Origin of the sequence: Maribacter sp. 4G9 (assembly GCF_002742265.1) — a bacterium.
GTDB lineage: Bacteria > Bacteroidota > Bacteroidia > Flavobacteriales > Flavobacteriaceae > Maribacter.
In genome coordinates this window covers 46,328-63,481 of sequence record NZ_MDGL01000061.1, presented here as the reverse complement: position 1 = coordinate 63,481, position 17,154 = coordinate 46,328, and the positions used below count along the sequence as shown (strand labels likewise).

11 protein-coding genes are annotated in these 17,154 nt (G+C 42.3%); 9 read left to right on the top strand and 2 right to left on the bottom strand.

The genetic code is table 11. The annotated features are described in order from the left end of the window. Window positions 1-74: 74 nt before the first annotated feature. From BFP75_RS08565 to BFP75_RS08535, 7 genes are all read left to right on the top strand, one after another. Window positions 75-812, top strand: coding sequence for a tryptophan-rich sensory protein (locus BFP75_RS08565; RefSeq protein ID WP_317044517.1), 738 nt, complete (start codon window positions 75-77; stop codon window positions 810-812). A 300-nt stretch (window positions 813-1,112) separates the two neighbouring features. Next, window positions 1,113-5,120, top strand: coding sequence for a two-component regulator propeller domain-containing protein (locus tag BFP75_RS08560; protein WP_123803364.1), 4,008 nt, complete (start codon window positions 1,113-1,115; stop codon window positions 5,118-5,120). Window positions 5,121-5,272: 152 nt separating this feature from the next. Next, entirely contained in the window at window positions 5,273-5,470 is a 198-nt protein-coding gene (locus tag BFP75_RS08555; RefSeq protein WP_099544820.1) for a hypothetical protein, read from the top strand. 211 nt (window positions 5,471-5,681) lie between these two features. Then, window positions 5,682-9,089, top strand: a complete 3,408-nt coding sequence (gene mfd / locus BFP75_RS08550) for a transcription-repair coupling factor (protein ID WP_099544819.1) — start codon at window positions 5,682-5,684, stop codon at window positions 9,087-9,089. Between the two features lie 106 nt (window positions 9,090-9,195). Beyond that, window positions 9,196-9,528 carry a TerB family tellurite resistance protein gene (locus BFP75_RS08545; protein WP_099544818.1) on the top strand — a complete coding sequence of 111 codons (333 nt, stop codon included), beginning with the start codon at window positions 9,196-9,198 and terminating at the stop codon, window positions 9,526-9,528. Window positions 9,529-9,740: 212 nt separating this feature from the next. Further along, window positions 9,741-11,048 carry a serine hydrolase domain-containing protein gene (locus BFP75_RS08540; protein WP_240531744.1) on the top strand — a complete coding sequence of 436 codons (1,308 nt, stop codon included), beginning with the start codon at window positions 9,741-9,743 and terminating at the stop codon, window positions 11,046-11,048. A 16-nt stretch (window positions 11,049-11,064) separates the two neighbouring features. Continuing rightward, window positions 11,065-12,393 carry a TlpA family protein disulfide reductase gene (locus tag BFP75_RS08535; RefSeq protein WP_165776563.1) on the top strand — a complete coding sequence of 443 codons (1,329 nt, stop codon included), beginning with the start codon at window positions 11,065-11,067 and terminating at the stop codon, window positions 12,391-12,393. A 201-nt stretch (window positions 12,394-12,594) separates the two neighbouring features. On the opposite strand, the gene BFP75_RS08530 is transcribed toward BFP75_RS08535, so the two are convergent. After that, window positions 12,595-13,254, bottom strand: coding sequence for an aspartate kinase (locus tag BFP75_RS08530; protein WP_099544815.1), 660 nt, complete (start codon window positions 13,252-13,254; stop codon window positions 12,595-12,597). Between the two features lie 87 nt (window positions 13,255-13,341). Then, window positions 13,342-13,701 carry a YraN family protein gene (locus tag BFP75_RS08525; RefSeq protein WP_099544814.1) on the bottom strand — a complete coding sequence of 120 codons (360 nt, stop codon included), beginning with the start codon at window positions 13,699-13,701 and terminating at the stop codon, window positions 13,342-13,344. Window positions 13,702-13,890: 189 nt separating this feature from the next. On the opposite strand from BFP75_RS08525, the gene BFP75_RS08520 reads away from it, so the two are divergent. Further along, on the top strand, window positions 13,891-15,384 hold the full coding sequence (locus BFP75_RS08520) for a DUF1800 family protein (protein WP_099544813.1): 1,494 nt from the start codon (window positions 13,891-13,893) through the stop codon (window positions 15,382-15,384). Between the two features lie 14 nt (window positions 15,385-15,398). Continuing rightward, a complete protein-coding gene (locus tag BFP75_RS08515) occupies window positions 15,399-17,099 on the top strand; it encodes a DUF1501 domain-containing protein (protein WP_099544812.1) in 1,701 nt (566 codons plus the stop codon). Window positions 17,100-17,154 lie beyond the last annotated feature (55 nt).

Below are 17,154 nucleotides of genomic sequence, written 5' to 3'. Positions count from 1 at the left end.
TGTTTATGGAAATGAAAGCCAAGCAAAAGTTTTTAGCTCTGTTAAATCTATTATCTGTTCTACTTGTCATTGGTGTGAACTACATATCACAGGCGGTTCGATTAAACGATACCACCATTGGTGAAGTAAGCAACACTTATGACAATCTCTTTACCCCGGCCAGCTATGCCTTTTCCATTTGGGGCCTGATTTTTTTGGGCCTGATCGTTTTTTCCGTTTTTCAAATTAAAAGGGCCTTTTTCAGCAAAGAATCCACAGAATTCATTGGTCAAATTGGATATTGGTTCTGCTTGGCGAATCTATTGAACAGTGCCTGGGTGATTGCTTTTGTTTACGATCATACAGGGCTATCCGTTTTGATCATGCTGGGCATACTTTTCTCACTGATTAAGATTATCCTGAACACGAACATGGAGCGCTGGGACGCCCCTAAAGCGACCATCGCCTTTGTATGGTGGCCCATTTGCTTATATGGTGGATGGATCGCCGTGGCCACCATTGCCAATGTAGCGGCCTTTCTCACGAAATTGGGTTGGACAGGTGCCCCGTTATCTGAAATCAGTTGGACCCTTATTTTAATAACCGTTGCCACAATCCTCAATCTGGTGATCATAAGGACACGGTTTATGCGGGAGTTTGCCGCAGTGGGGGTTTGGGCCTTAGTCGCAATTGCGGTACGGCATTGGAATACCTATCAGAATATTGCAATTGGCGCCTTGATTGGAGGGCTGCTTCTTGTTGGGTATATTCTTTGGCAGGGTTTCAACAATAGAAAAAGTAATCCCTTTTATAACAGTCCACGACAACTTTAATTTAAGTATTTCCTTTTTATAATCAAGCACTCCCTTCTTCCTCAACCTATTTTTTTTGCTGTACGAAGTTTACAACTTCGCACTACATTATTTCATCATCCACTATAAAACTTGGTGTTTCGAAGTTGACAAACTTCGAAGATCTACTTCCTAATCACATGGCGAAGTCTTCCATTTGTATCCCCTAAACCCACCGATTATCCATAAAACCTTTCTAGAAATACAATTTCATTTTTAAACCAAGCTATTTTTTACAATATTAAATCGTTTTAATTTTAAGGTGGGTAAAATGAGAAACCTGTGAATAGATTTGTTGTTTGTTTTATATTTCTGATCGGCATTCAAATAGGTACCTCGCAGGATTTGTTTTTTCAACATTATGGTCTTGATGAGGGTTTGTCGCAACAGACCATAAGGTGCATTTCCAAAACTAGTGATGGGTTTCTATGGCTAGGTACGCAGGACGGCCTTAACAGGTTCGATGGTAAAAACTTTAAAATCTACCAACATAAGGAAAATGACCCGCGTTCACTTGCAGGCAATTTCATCAATCGGCTGATTAAAGGTGATGACGGAACCTTGTGGGTGGCAACCGGCGGTAAAGGCGTCTGTTATTACCATCCGGATACGGATACCTTTCAAAAAGCCCCCGTGGAAGATGGAAACTACATCACATTGGCCTTGGACAATAATGGAAATGTTTATACCAATTCCATCCAAACTGGTTTAACGGTGCTCAAAAAAGCAAACAACTATGCCCCGGAATATTATTCGGCACAAGAGAAAACCATCACCTCCATAGCCATCAAAGGCAACTCCATTTTATTGGGAACCAAATCGGGCAACATTTTAATGGGCACGGTGGACAAGCTGGACCAATGGTCAACCTCCAAAACGATACTTCCCGGAAGCATTGAAGAAATTGTCCCTTACCAGAGCGAATGGCTCTTGGGTACTTCGCGAGGACTTTATCTGTACAACGAAACTCAGGAAAGAACTACCTATCTGAACATTGCCGAGCATGATACCACTTCCAACGAGGTCTTTTTTATCGAATCCATTTACAACACACAAAACCAACTCTATCTAGGGACGGACAACGGATTTTTTATTCTAGAAGGTTTGGATAGGGCATCGGGCAGATTTGCTTCGGGCAAGGTCTACAAGGGCGACCTGGAAGATACGAATACAATCACCAGCAACCGGGTTTACGATGTTTTGGTAGAGGATGACCTAATTTATATCGGAACCAATAATCTGGACATCGCCTCAGAAGGTCTAAACGTCTTCAAGACCATGAACCCAGATACCAAACCGGCATTGACCAACAATTACGTCTTTTCCATTTTCAAGGATACCGATTATTTATTTGTAGGTACTCGAAAGGGTATCCATTGTATTGACAAAACAGGCTTTGTATATGTAATTTCCAAAGAGAGTACCCGGCAACAACTGGCATACGATGTCATAAGGGGAATGGCCAAGGATGACCACAACAACCTTTGGGTAGCGACCACCAAGGGTGTTTCTGTAATTTCCCTAAACGATTTCAACCCTAGAAAACCGAAGGTTATTTCATTTTATTTTGACGAAAACGACACAACCTCCCTGAGCAACGATAACACCAGGAGTATTTACAAAGACCCACAAGGAACGATGTGGGTATGCACCTATGGCAGCGGACTAAACCGTTTTACGGGCGACCTGAGCCAAAACATGATCACTTTTGAAAGGTATGGCATGCTTAACGGTGAAACGTCCATAAGTTCAGATTTTGTCTACAACATAGTTCAGGACCAAAAAAACCGCTATTGGATAAGCTCCGAAAACGGCCTTAACCAACTGACCTTTAAAGAAAAGGATTATCAAGTACCGCTTTTCAAGACATACTTCGCCAATGGAAAGGAAGGGGAATTAAAAAACAACAGCGTGCTGAACACATTTTTGGATTCTGATGGCACCCTTTGGGTAGCCACGCAAAGCGGAATCGACAAATACGATGAACTATCAGATACATTTATCCATTACGGAAAAGAGGAAGGATTGGGCAACGATTATGTGTATAATATTTTGGAGGATGCCGATGGCCAATTATGGATGAGCACAAACAACGGATTGTTCCGTTTTGACAAGAAAAATGAAAAGTTCACCCATTTTACGGTCAAGGACGGGCTGCAAAGTTCGGAATTCAACCTGGGTGCCCATTTTAATGACCAAACGAACAACGAACTTTATTTTGGAGGCATCAATGGGTTCAATTCCTTTTCTCCGCGCAACGTACATATTCTGGACTGGCAGGGCAATCTTTCCTTGACCTCACTTAAAATAAAGGATAGGGAAGTGAACCCAATTACGCATCCACAGGTTTTGGATCTTGGTTTTAGCACGGCGAAAAAAATATCCTTGGACCATGACTCATTCCCCTGCTACATCCAGTTCACCGATTTTGATTACCGCCCCAACAAAAACACCCAATACCATTATTCCTTGGATGATAGGGAATGGAACGCCCTTGGATACAGCAATGAACTTCAATTGCTTCAATTGCCCAAAGGGAAGCACACCTTAAAAATACAGGGCAGTTCCAGGGACGGTTTTTGGCAGAAGGAACCATTGGAACTGGAAATCGTAGTTATCCCGCCTTGGTACAACAGCAACCTTGCCTATTGCTTTTATGCACTGCTACTTTTGGGGACCGGCTATACGATGTATCGTTTTCGATTGCGCCAAAAAATGGCGTTCCAAGAGGCAAAACGGCTTAAGGAGCTTGATGATATCAAATCCCGGCTCATTACAAATATCACCCATGAATTTAGAACGCCCCTTACCGTAATCCTTGGTTATTTGAATACCTTGAACAGTGAATTTGTGGGGCGTTCAAAAATGAAGCTTCTGCTCAACGCCATTGAGCAAAACAGTAAAAATCTTTTAAAATTGGTGAACGAAATGCTTGATTTGGCCAAATTGGAGACTGGCAACCTAACGCTGAGCATGATCCCCATAAACTTGGCGGCGTTTACCCTTTATATCGTTCAAAGTTTTTCCAGTCTCGCCCAAAAAAATAATATCCAACTTAAATTTTTTAAGGCCGATGATTCCATTGTAACAAAAGTGGACACCGAAAAACTTCGACAAATATTGTACAACCTTATCAGCAACGCCCTTAAGTTTTCTGAGCGGGGAAGTACGGTAAAGGTATTGGTGGCCACAGAAGGGGATTGGGCGACCGTTACAATACAAGATCAGGGCATGGGCATTCCTAAAGACGAACTGCCCCATATTTTTGACCGGTTCTATCGATCGCCCAAAACATCCACCACTACGTTGGGGACCGGGATCGGGCTTTCCTTGACCAAAGAGTTGATCCACTTAATGGAGGGTGAAATTATGGTGGATTCCATAGAGAATATTGGCACCACATTCAAAGTAAAACTCCCTATTTCAAAACTGCTCCCGGCATCCGGCGGTGATTGTTGTACAGACGAAATGCAGAAAACGGATACAGAGTACATAGATCAAGGAACCTTGGTGGAAAAGGCGGCCATAAACACGAAAAACACCCATACGGTCCTAGTGGTGGAGGACAATGCCGATATCTCGACATATATAGCCTCTAGACTTGATTCCTATTACCATCTATTGTTCGCATACAATGGGCAAGAGGGTCTGGAAATCGCCAAAAGGGAAATACCGGATATCATACTTACCGATGTAATGATGCCCCTAATGGATGGATATGAAATGACCAAAAAGCTTCAGGAAGATGCTGTTACCGATCACATACCTATCATAATGCTTACGGCAAGGTCCATGGATGAAGACATGCTCGACGGGTTAAAAAGCGGTGCCGATGCCTATCTGGCAAAACCCTTTAACGAAGCGGAACTAAAACTTCGAATTTCAAACCTGATCGAAAAAAGAAATCGGTTGCAGACCAAATACCAAAAGACCGTCCTAAATCCATCAAAAAAGTCCTCTTCAATACCCGATAGAAACCAACAGTTTTTGAACAAGGCCGTGGAACTGATCCAGAACAATCTGGACAATGCCCAATATGACAGTGAGCAATTGGCAAAGCATATGGCCATGAGCGACTCACAACTTTACAGAAAACTCAAGGCCATCACGGGCAGGAGCACAGCTATTTTCATACGCCATGTACGTCTGGAAAAAGCGAAAGAATTACTACGAAATTCCGACAAAACAGTAGCCGAAATAGCTTTTGAAACAGGTTTTAACGATCCCAACTGGTTTAGTAAAGCGTTCCGGGAAGAGTTTGGTAAAAGTCCTACACAATTTCGCAACTAACTATATATAAGGTATTTACAAGTATTTATGCAAAAATACTACCCGTGATTTTTCTTATCGGTGCATAAATAATCATTCCTTTTGCCAAAATAGCCAAGAAGAAATACCCCCTTGTTATTGAATTTTGTTTTGAACCAAATAAAGAAAAAACAATGAAAACTTCAAGTGTATTGATCGTGCTACTTCTTATGAATTCCGGTGTCCTTGCAGGGGTGCTAGGAACACAACTTCTAGGCTTTCTAAATCCCTATATCGTTGGAGGGGCGGAACTCTTTTTGGGAATAGCCTATTATGCGCACACGGTAATTAGGGATGTACGCAACTGCTTTGATGTAGACTTCAAACTTTAAGTTGCTTGCCATAGGACAGAATCCGTACCAATAATCGTGAACGGGGCTTTTATCCCACCTCAAAAGGGCGTTGCATCCTCAAAATTTCTTTTATTATGCTTTTGTTTGAAGCAGTAACATCTATTGGGATTTTTTGAAAGCGTTAAAAATGTATTTGGAAAAAATTGTTTGGTAAGCCTGCCGGGGTTATTTTTGACGCAAATTTCTTGGATTGACCAAATCATCCATAGCAGGCTTTTTTGAACGGTCTCCCAACCTTGGGAAATTGCGGAATACCATTGCCCAATTTCAGGTTTCACACCACAATACTGTTCAAGGTATTGGTCTGAAAGGGCTATCAGGATCTGCGCTATCCTTTATACTGGCAGAAATTTTTGACAAACAGGAAAGACCATTTTTGGCCATCTTCAACGACAAGGAAGAGGCCGCCTATTATCTCAACGACCTGGAACGGATCGTTGGTGAAGAACATGTTCTTTTTTTTCCAGGAAGTTATAGAAGGCCCTATCAAATTGAGGAAACGGACAATGCCAATGTGCTGCTTCGGGCGGAGGTACTAAACCGAATCAATTCCCGAAAAAAACCCGCTCTCATTGTAAGCTATCCAGATGCCCTTTTCGAAAAAGTAGTGACTCGAAAGGAATTGGACAAGAATACCCTTAAAATGAAATTGGGCGATTCGCTATCCCTCGATTTCTTGAACGAGGTCCTGTTCGAATATCAATTTAAACGGGTAGATTTTGTGACGGAACCCGGGGAATTTTCGGTGCGGGGAGGTATCGTGGACGTGTATTCCTTCTCCAATGACGAACCCTACCGTATTGAGTTTTTTGGGGACGAAATCGATAGTATCAGAACCTTCGATGTGGAAACACAACTATCCAATGCCAAGATCAATGGCATAACCATAGTTCCCAACATGGCCAACAAGTTCCTTACGGAACAACGGCAGGGTTTTTTAAGCTATATAGCAGCCAATACGCTGGTTTACAGCAAGAACACCGATTTACTTTTTGGCCGCCTCAACGACCTTTTTGAGAAGGCGAAGGAAGCATTTTCAAAACTTTCCGAAGACATAAAACACGCCAGTCCAGAGGAGCTTTTTTTGAGCGGCACAGCTTTCAAGGAGCAATTACAAAATTTTCCGGTCCTGAATGCAAATGGCTCCCAAAGGGACCAACCCCAGTTTGAGTTCAACACAAAACCCCAGCCTTCCTTCAACAAGAAGTTCGATCTATTGATCGAAAACCTAAACGATTATAGGGAAAAAGGGTATACCAACTATATATTCTGTGCCAGTGAGCAGCAATCCAAACGTTTTCAGGACATCTTTGAGGAAGTTAACCAAAAAGTACATTACCAGACCTTAGTTTTTCCTTTGTACCAAGGCTTTGTTGACGACGATTTAAAATTGGTCTGTTATACGGACCATCAGATCTTTGAGCGGTATCACAAATTCCATATCAAGAATGGGTATTCCAAAAAACAGTCCATCACGTTAAAAGAACTCAATAAATTGGAGATTGGGGATTATGTGACCCATATTGACCATGGTATCGGGAAATTTGGGGGACTGCAAAAAATTGATGTGGAGGGCAAAAAACAGGAGGCTATAAAATTGATGTACGGCGAGCGAGACATCCTCTATGTAAGCATCCATTCCCTTCATAAAATATCCAAATTCAACGGCAAGGACGGCGCCGTTCCCAAGATATATAAACTGGGTTCCGGTGCTTGGAAAAAAATCAAGGACAAGACCAAAAACCGGGTCAAGAAAATCGCTTTTGACCTGATCAAAGTGTATGCCAAAAGACGTCTGGAAAAAGGCTTTCAATACGCGCCGGACAGTTACTTGCAGAACGAACTGGAAGCATCCTTCATTTATGAGGACACCCCGGACCAAAGTAGTGCGACGGAGGACGTTAAAAAGGACATGGAAAGCGAACGCCCCATGGACCGGTTGATCTGTGGCGATGTTGGCTTTGGGAAGACCGAGGTGGCCATTAGGGCAGCCTTCAAAGCGGTAGACAATGGCAAACAGGTGGCCGTTCTGGTACCAACCACTATTCTGGCCTTTCAACATCACAGGACCTTTACGGAACGATTGAAGGATATGCCGGTTTCGGTAGATTATCTAAACCGATTCAGAACGGCCAAGGAAAAGAAAGAGACCTTGGAGAACTTGGCTTCCGGAAAGGTGGACATCATCATTGGCACCCATCAATTGGTGAACAAAAATGTAAAGTTCAAGGACCTGGGATTGTTGATCGTGGACGAAGAGCAAAAATTTGGCGTATCAGTAAAGGACAAGTTAAAGTCCATCAAGGAAAATGTGGATGTGCTTACTTTGACGGCCACCCCGATCCCAAGAACACTTCAATTCAGTCTAATGGCCGCCCGTGATCTTTCGGTCATCAATACGGCCCCGCCAAACAGATACCCAATTGAAAGCCAAGTTATCCGGTTTAACGAGGAAACCGTTAGGGATGCGGTAAGCTATGAAATAGAACGTGGCGGACAGATCTTTTTCATCCATAACAGGATCGAGAACATCAAAGAAGTAGCCGGCATGATCCAGCGTTTGGTACCCGATGCCAAAGTGGGTATAGGTCATGGCCAAATGGACGGCAAAAAGCTGGAAACACTCATGTTGGCCTTTATGAACGGAGAATTTGATGTGCTGGTTTCTACTACCATTGTAGAGAGTGGGCTCGATGTAACCAACGCCAATACCATCTTCATCAACAACGCAAACAATTTTGGTCTGAGCGACCTGCACCAAATGAGGGGCCGTGTTGGCCGTGGAAACAAAAAGGCCTTTTGCTATTTCATTACACCTCCTTATGAAGTAATGACAACGGATGCCCGAAAACGTATCGAGGCTTTGGAACAATTTACGGATTTAGGTAGTGGCTTTAATATCGCGATGAAGGATTTGGAAATACGTGGTGCGGGCGATTTACTGGGGGGCGAACAGAGCGGATTCATCAACGAAATCGGCTTTGAAACCTACCAAAAAATACTCGCGGAAGCCATTGAAGAATTAAAGGAGAACGAGTTTAAGGAGCTGTATGATGAGGTGGATGGCCCACATGAAAAAGTGTATGTAAAGGAGACACAGATAGATTCGGATTTTGAACTGTTGTTCCCCGACGACTACATCAACAACATCACGGAACGGCTTACGCTGTATACCGACCTGAATCAGGTAGATGACGAGGAAGGACTCCAGAACTTTGAAAAACAATTGATAGACCGTTTTGGGGAATTGCCCCCACAGGCGGAGGATTTATTGAATTCGGTACGAATAAAATGGATAGCGAATAGTATTGGCCTAGAAAAAATAGTAATGAAACAAGGGAAGTTGATTGGCTATTTTATTAGCGACCAGCAATCCGATTTCTACCAAACAGAGAATTTTACGCGGGTATTGCAATATGTACAGGCACATCAGCAAAAATGCAGGATCAAGGAAAAACAGACCCGTAACGGACTTCGTTTATTGTTAACTTTTGATGGCATCAATACCGTGGATAAAGCCCTACAAGCTTTATTGCCTTTTGAAAGAACACCTAAAAATGAAAACTCTTCAAAATTATCAGAGCAAAAAAGTGGTTAATCCAAAAAATAGCACTTTTGACAGATTTAACACTCAGATACAACCTAATTCAGATACCTTAGCACAACAGCTTAAACTATAAATAACCACGTGAAGTTCTTTACATATGACTTTTGATATCTCTGAAAAACTGGCCATAGTAAAGGTGATTGACGCCTTAATCCATGCAGATGGGGTTGTACACAATGGGGAAATCAATGCCTTTGGAAAACTTATGGAAGTTTTGGATTTTGACGCCAATTTTTTGATACAGGCTCGTTTTTTGGAAACGGAACAGAGCATCTCCATGATTTGTAACTTTTCAAATGAAAAAAAAGAGCTATTGGAAAATATCATGGATCAAGTATCAAAAGCGGATGGTTTTGTCCATCAAAAGGAAATTGAAATGATGGAAAGTGTTCTTTCTTCCATCAAAATGCGCATTCATTCCAATGTGTAAATGATACTTTTTTATTGTTCATGGATGAATCCTACCTAATAATCTCCAAGACAAATTAAACGCCTGTTCCTCTTCCCAATTATATCCAAAGCACTCTCGCAGGTCAACTCTTTGCAAATTTGAGTCTTACGTTCCAAGGTAATCGATTCAATTTCAATTATCTTTAGCTGCTTCCTTATGGAGTTCATTTACAAAAAATCAAAAAAGTAGGTATGAATACTTTCTTAAGACGACTTCAGAAACCCATCGCAATGTGCTTTGGCCTTGCATTCATAGTATTGGTTTCGTGCAAGAAGGAAATTAATAAATCGGAAAAAGGGCCATTGGAAATTTCAGTGGTTACAGAATCGACAAAAAAAAGAATAGATTCCACCCTGAAATCTTTCATTGATTCTGGAAACATTGCCGGAGTTTCGGCCCTAATATTCGAAAACGGTCAAGAAGTGTATTACAATGCTTTTGGGTATGCGGACAAGGAAGCCCAAAAACCAATGGACCGTAAAACGATCGTCCAGATTTATTCCATGACCAAACCCATTACCGGAACGGCCCTCATGACACTATATGAAGAAGGAAAATTCGATTTGGACGACCCTATATCAAAATATGCTCCGGAATTTTCGGCAATGGAAGTCTATACCGGTGTGGATCCAAAGGGAAAAATAATCACGGAACCTTTAGACCGGCCGGTCACGATTAGGGATGTAACCAGACATACTGCCGGGTTTCCAAACAGACCTGATATTCAAGGACTTAGTGAAATCTTGGAGGAGAAGAACATCTACGACCGTGAAACAACCTTAAGTGATTTAGGAGAAAAATTAGGCAATATTCCCCTCTGGTTTCAACCGGGCACCCAATGGGAGTACGGCCCCAGTGTTGATGTGCAGGCCCTATTGGTGGAACGGATATCCGGGGTTCCCTATGGGGAATATGTTAGAAACAATGTGTTGGATCCACTGGGAATGAAAGAAACCCGATACTTTATTCCAGAAGGGGACCGCGACAGATTTGCCAAACTATACATTAGGACAGGGGAAGGTGCCTTGGTGCAAGATTCCGTCACCTACAGTAATTATACCCAGCGATGGCCGCTAACAAGAGGGGGTTCCGGCCTTACCTCAACCTTGGACGATTATATGAGGTTTGCCCAAATGCTCGTACATCATGGCAGTCTTGATTCCGTTCAAATATTAAAACCGGAAACGGTAAAACTAATGGCCACCAGCCAGTTGGCCGATAGCATTACCGAAAGATCCTGGTTGCCTTCCAAAGGACAGGTAGGGTTTGGAATCGATTTTGCAGTTAGGGTGGACCCGCCCGCAGATGCTGCCGAAAATCATGGCATGGTAGGCGAGTTTTATTGGGATGGTGCGGCCAGCACACTTTTTTGGGTGGACCCGGTAAATAAATTGACGGCCGTCATGTTTGTCCAATTGTTTCCCTATGACCAAATAGGGTTACACAAAAAATTCAGGGATGCCGTATATGGTCCCTATAAAATTGAAAATGCCAATTAAATACAGAAATTTAAAGATGAGGTTTTTACAGGTTTTAGTAGTAGTGTTTTTTTCAATGGGTGTGCAATCCCAGCATACGGTTTCAGGGAATTTTTCCCCGGCCAATTCCTTCAGGTATATTATGGTCTACCATCTTGCAAACAATGGCGTAGAATATGTAACGGATACCGGTGTAAAGGACGGCCAATTTTCATTTACGTTACCCCACTCCGTTTCTCCCGGATTGTATAGATTGGTCTATGCCGTTCCCCAAGATGAATATTTTATAGACATAATTTATAACTGTGAAGAGGATATCGTCCTCAACTTTGATTTGGAAGCTGGTATAGACATAGTGAGTTCGAAAGAAAACTCAATTTATTATGACTATTTCTCTGAAATCGAAAACGCCAAGGATGCGTTCATGGCATTTTATAGCGATGGAAAATCCGACAAAAAAGAGTATATGCAATTGGTCGATAAGATGGCACAGATTCAAAACAGCTACGGGTCAAAATCCAAAGGTTTGATTGCCGATACCTTTATCCAGGCGAATAGGCATTATCTACCGGAAAAGTATATGTCACTGAGTAATTACCTATTAGCGAAGAAAAAGCATTATTTTGACCATATAGATTTTACAAATGATACGCTTCAGGCTTCCGAGTTCTTTTCGGATAAAGTACTGAACTATATGTTCTGGGCCATTCCACCTGGAACACCGGAAAGTGGTTTGGTACAGGAAATAAATAAAAACGTTGATTTTCTAACCTCCAAATTAGAAGTCGTACCCAAAATTTTACAAACGAACGTTTTGGCAAAGGCCTGGAAGAAAGCTAATGAAAGTGAGGCCTATGAAGTATCGGACCATATTTACGAAACTTATTTGAAAAAGCTTGCCCAGGAAACCAAAAACGATAACCTAATTTCAATTATCGAGACCCAGACACGACTTCGCAAAGGGGCCGTTTCGCCAGAGATAACCTGGGAGGAAAACGGTGAGAAAAAATCATTGTCCAGCCTATCAGGGGCATCAAGATACCTCCTCATATTCTGGAGCAGCACTTGCTCCCACTGTTTAAATGAAGTACCGGTACTCCATGAACAACTTAAGAACATTCAAGATGTGGAAGTGGTAGCCGTTGGATTGGAGGATGGGATGGAAAACTGGAAAAAAACAATACCAAGATTGGCTGATTTTCATCACGCCATTGCCCTTGAGAAATGGGAAAGTCCCTATGTGCAAACATTTGCCGTTCAAAAAACGCCCACCTACTTCATTTTGGACAAGGACAAACGTTTCTTGGACAGACTAGAAGACGCGAATGCCGTTATCGAATATCTAAAGAGGGATATTCAAAAATAAACCTGATGACCAGACCGTAGGTAATTTTCGCTAAAAAAAGGAGTGCATTATAATTTACCGTCTTACTTGTAGGCTTGGGAGTTTCCAAAAGTAAATTAATTGGCTAGTTCCCATTTTGATATATGGAATTTGCAACTTGGATTTTTTGATTATTATAGTCCTAAGAGTTCTCCCTTGCTCTTCAAACTTACTAAAAAGGAACTAAAGCGTCTTTAAATCCTTAATGGTCTTAAAAGCAACGTCCACCTGTTCGTCATTTACAAGAATGGTAAACTCGTTTGTGGTAGAAATGACCTCGTATAGGACGATTCCCTCCCAGGCCAAACGCTGAAAAATGAAATAGTAAATACCCGGTACGGAAACGTTTTCTGCAGGTAACTTTACCGTGATGGAGGAAAGATTGTCCGCCTTTTGTGTACACTTTTCGTCTTTGAACAATTTCTGGACCGTTGGATCCATAACGCTACTGATCACAATATTGATCTCGTTCACTCCCCTACTGGAAGTATAAAAGACATCTTGGTTTTCATTGATTTCTTCCAATAATTTTGCCTGATGCACCAATATGGTGTCAGAGGCCAAAAAGGTATAATCGGTAAGGGAAGACCTAACCGTAATTTCCCCAATATTCTTTAAAACCTTCAAAATCTTATGGGTGGCCCTAAACTCCAAATCATCGGACAAACGCTTTAAGGCCATAACTATGGCCCCGTTTCGTATGTCCTTTCCCAATTCTGCTTCAATTTCTGGCTTTACCATTCTTGATAGCGATGTAAGGTTGATGATTCCTTGCGCTAAAGCACTTTGTAAAAAAGGTTTTTTCTTAATGTAATGTTCTACTACGGATGAAATGGTCTTCATAACTCTTGATTGATGTGCAAATATAACAACTTGTTATAAATAAAACAAAATGTTTTTAAATATTATTCTATGAATTTAATAGGATAATCAAAAGTGGTAAAACGCGGATTCTAGATGTTCCAGTTGAACACCTCCCTTTTCCTTTAGCACTGTAATAATATCAAACCGGGTTTCAACGTCCAAATCATGTGAGGTTACATAGTGATCGGCGGCCATAACCAAAAGCTTTATCTTTTTGGGAGTTACCGTCTCCGCAATGTTTTCCAAGAAATCAGAGCTTCTAGAACGCACCTCTACGATGGCCAAGACATTGTCCTTTTTCGCAATGATATCAATTTCGGCCTTCAGGTATCTATAATTCTGATAACAGATTTTATATCCCTTTTTAAGGAGATAGTTTTTGGCCATCTCCTCGCCTTCCTTTCCAAATTCATTATGTTTTCCCATAATATTCTGTAAAAATGTGTATTTCGTCGAAAAAATTGACTTTTTACCGTTTTTAAAAAATGAACATGTTAAATTCGGCTCTCAGACAACGAAAATATACGGATTCTTATACTATCCCAAGTTTCGTTTCGTTAAATAGAAGCCCCAACTCTATAGAACGTAACATTATTAACGCCCTACATCAGGACTATGGAATATTTCATTAATTGTAATACTTCTACGCTTGCTCCGTATACGGCACCTTTAGACCAGACCAGAGCTTTACACCTTTACAGAAGATTAGGATTCAGTGCCTCGGTAGATACCATTAACCAAGCTGTTGGCCAGAACGCAGGAACCCTTGTGGACAACCTTGTGGACCAGGCCATGAACATGGCTCCCACGGCAGCCCCCGTTTGGGCAGATTGGAACAATGCCAATTACCCGGTTGACGATGATGCCCGCAGACAACTCGTAAACCAACAACGGTCAGAATTCGCCCTAGGATACGCTAATGCCTTATTATCCAACAACCTTAGGGACCGATTGAGTTTCTTTTGGAGCAATCATTTTGTAACCGAATTGGATGTTTACGAGTGTAATTCCTTTTTGTACCACTACATCAACTGCCTTCAAAGAAACGCCATTGGAAATTTCAGGACGTTCGTAAGTGAAATTGGCCTTACCAGTGCCATGCTCTATTATTTGGACGGTGTCTACAACAATGGCAACAATCCAAACGAGAATTATGCTCGAGAGTTATACGAACTTTTCACCCTTGGTGAAGGTAATGGCTACACGGAACAGGATATCATAGAAACTGCAAGGGCTCTTAGTGGTTATGTAGAGCGTGGTGAGGAAGGTTGTACACAAGTAACCTTTAGGGCTGACAGACATGATACTGGCACCAAAACTATTTTGGGACAGACAGGCGCCTGGGGCTATGATGATGTCATCACCATCCTTTTCCAACAACGGCCCAACGAAATTGCTGAATTCATCTGTAGAAAACTCTATGAGTTCTTTGTACACCCAGATTCCCAGGACGATGCGAACAACGCACAAACGATAATTGACGGAATGGCATCCACCTTCATTTCCAATAATTTTGAATTGGCTCCGGTACTACGGCAACTATTCAAAAGTCAACATTTTTTTGACGATGAGGCCATTGGCGTGATAATTAAAAGTCCGTTCGATTTCTATTTGAACACCTTAAAGGAAACTAGCTTTGCCTATGATGATACCGTATTGGGCTCTATGCTCAATTATAGCGGAATGTTAGGCCAAGAGCTGTTCGACCCTTTTGATGTAGCCGGTTGGCAAAGGGATAGAACGTGGATCAACACCAACTTTATTATTGGTAGATGGCTTACCATCGAAAGCATATTGGAGACCTTCTACCAACAGAACAATGAACAATTCAGGACGTTGGGCCTATCCATTACAGGAAACACCGGGTTGACCAGTACCAACCCAGATGTGGTAGCCCGACTCATCATCGATTTTATCCTCCCCAAAGGATTATTGGACGAGGGAGAATACGCAAAAGCTTTCGCCATTTTTAGAAGCGATGTGGAAGACGTGTACTACGAAGGCGGGAACCAAGAATCTTGGACCTTGGCCATGTGGCAACAAGCCCCATATCAAGTATATCTCTTGATGCAATACCTTGCCAGACAACCTGAATATCAATTAAAATAACAACACCTACTGCTATGTGCCATACACACCACTCACCCCACAAAGGACTAGAACACGATGGTCATGATAAAGAACATCAAATATGGAGCCGTCGTTCCTTCTTACAGGCATTGGGAATTGCCGGTTCCGGTTCTATGTTGCTGGGAGCCAATATGCTAACGGCATCCTCCCCGTCTCCATTGACTGCAGGAATTGCAGCAGCGGAAACGGATAATATCCTAATTCTCATAAGGTTATCCGGTGGAAACGATGGTCTAAGTACCGTTATCCCCATTGAACAATATGACAGTTATGCCAATGCACGGCCCAATATTTATATTCCCGAAAGTAAAGTGTTAAAACTTACGGACGAGTTTGGGGTTCCATCCTACATGAGCGCCTTGGAGCCTCTGTGGGGCAACGGCCAGTTTAAAGCGGTTCATGGGGTAGGTTATGAAAATCAAAGTTTGTCCCATTTTACAGGGTCGGACATCTATGCCAACACGGATTTGACCACAACCGGTTTTAGTGGCCTGAACACCGGATGGATGGGAAGACATTTCGAGAATATCTATCCTGATTATTTGATCAATCCTCCCGCCGCTCCGGCAGCGATACAGATAGGTCAGTTTGGAAATCTAATTTTCCAGGGGGAAGAAACCAATTATGCCTTTGTGACTTCCAATGTGGACCAATTACAGGAAATTGCGGAATCTGGTGTGGTATACGGTTTGGACAACGCCCTCTTTAACGGCTGTATGTACGGAGACCAATTAAAGTTTTTAAGAGGTGTGGCGAATACTACCTATGAATATTCCGGATTGATTCACGAAGCCTACGAAAGGGGTCAAAACCAAGTAGAATATCAGGATAATGGATTTGCCCGTCAAATGGCCCTTTTGGCCAGGTTGATAAAAGGCAATTTGGGCACCAAGGTATATATGGTATCCATGGGCGGTTTTGACACCCACGGCAACCAACCTTTGGCCCATGAGCGATTAATGACCAACCTTTCAGTTGCCATCAACAACTTCTATGAGGATTTAGGGTTTACCCAACAGGACAATAAGGTTTTAAGTATGACTTTCTCTGAATTTGGCCGTAGAATCTTTGAAAATGGTTCCAATGGAACCGATCATGGAAAGGCCGCTCCTACCCTGTTCTTTGGTTCGGGCTTGAACGGAAGTGCCTTTGTAGGCGACCACCCCACGTTGGAAGATCCTGATGGAAGGGGCAACCTGGAATACACTATGGATTTCCGTGACCTTTATGCCACGGTTTTGGCAGAATGGTTGTGCGTGGACATTCCGCTGGTGGAACAACATCTACTGGATCACCCTTACAATCCGGTGAATTTAGGATTCAATTGTAGTGGTACGGATTTCCCCGATATCGTGTACAGCGACGGTCCGGTAACCCCGCCAACACAACCCGGTGAGGAAGGAACGGATCCCGTAAATCCGGATTTATTGAACGCCATTGTACATAAACCTTTCTATCCTACGGATAGCACACCCCATATTTACTTGGAAATGCCATTTTCGGCACAAGTAGACATTCAACTTTACAATATTCTTGGGCAACATGTAGGAACCGTCTTCAACGAAATGATGCTAGAAGGTTCCACCGAAATCAATATACGAGAGCGCGTGCCCAAGCACCTATCAACCGGCAAGTACATTTATCGAATAAGTGTACAGAATCAAAAGATGAGCAAGTCGGTTATGGTAGCTTAAACGATTTCCCCACTATGCAACTTGACCTTCGGTCGTACTATGGTACACCGAGGGT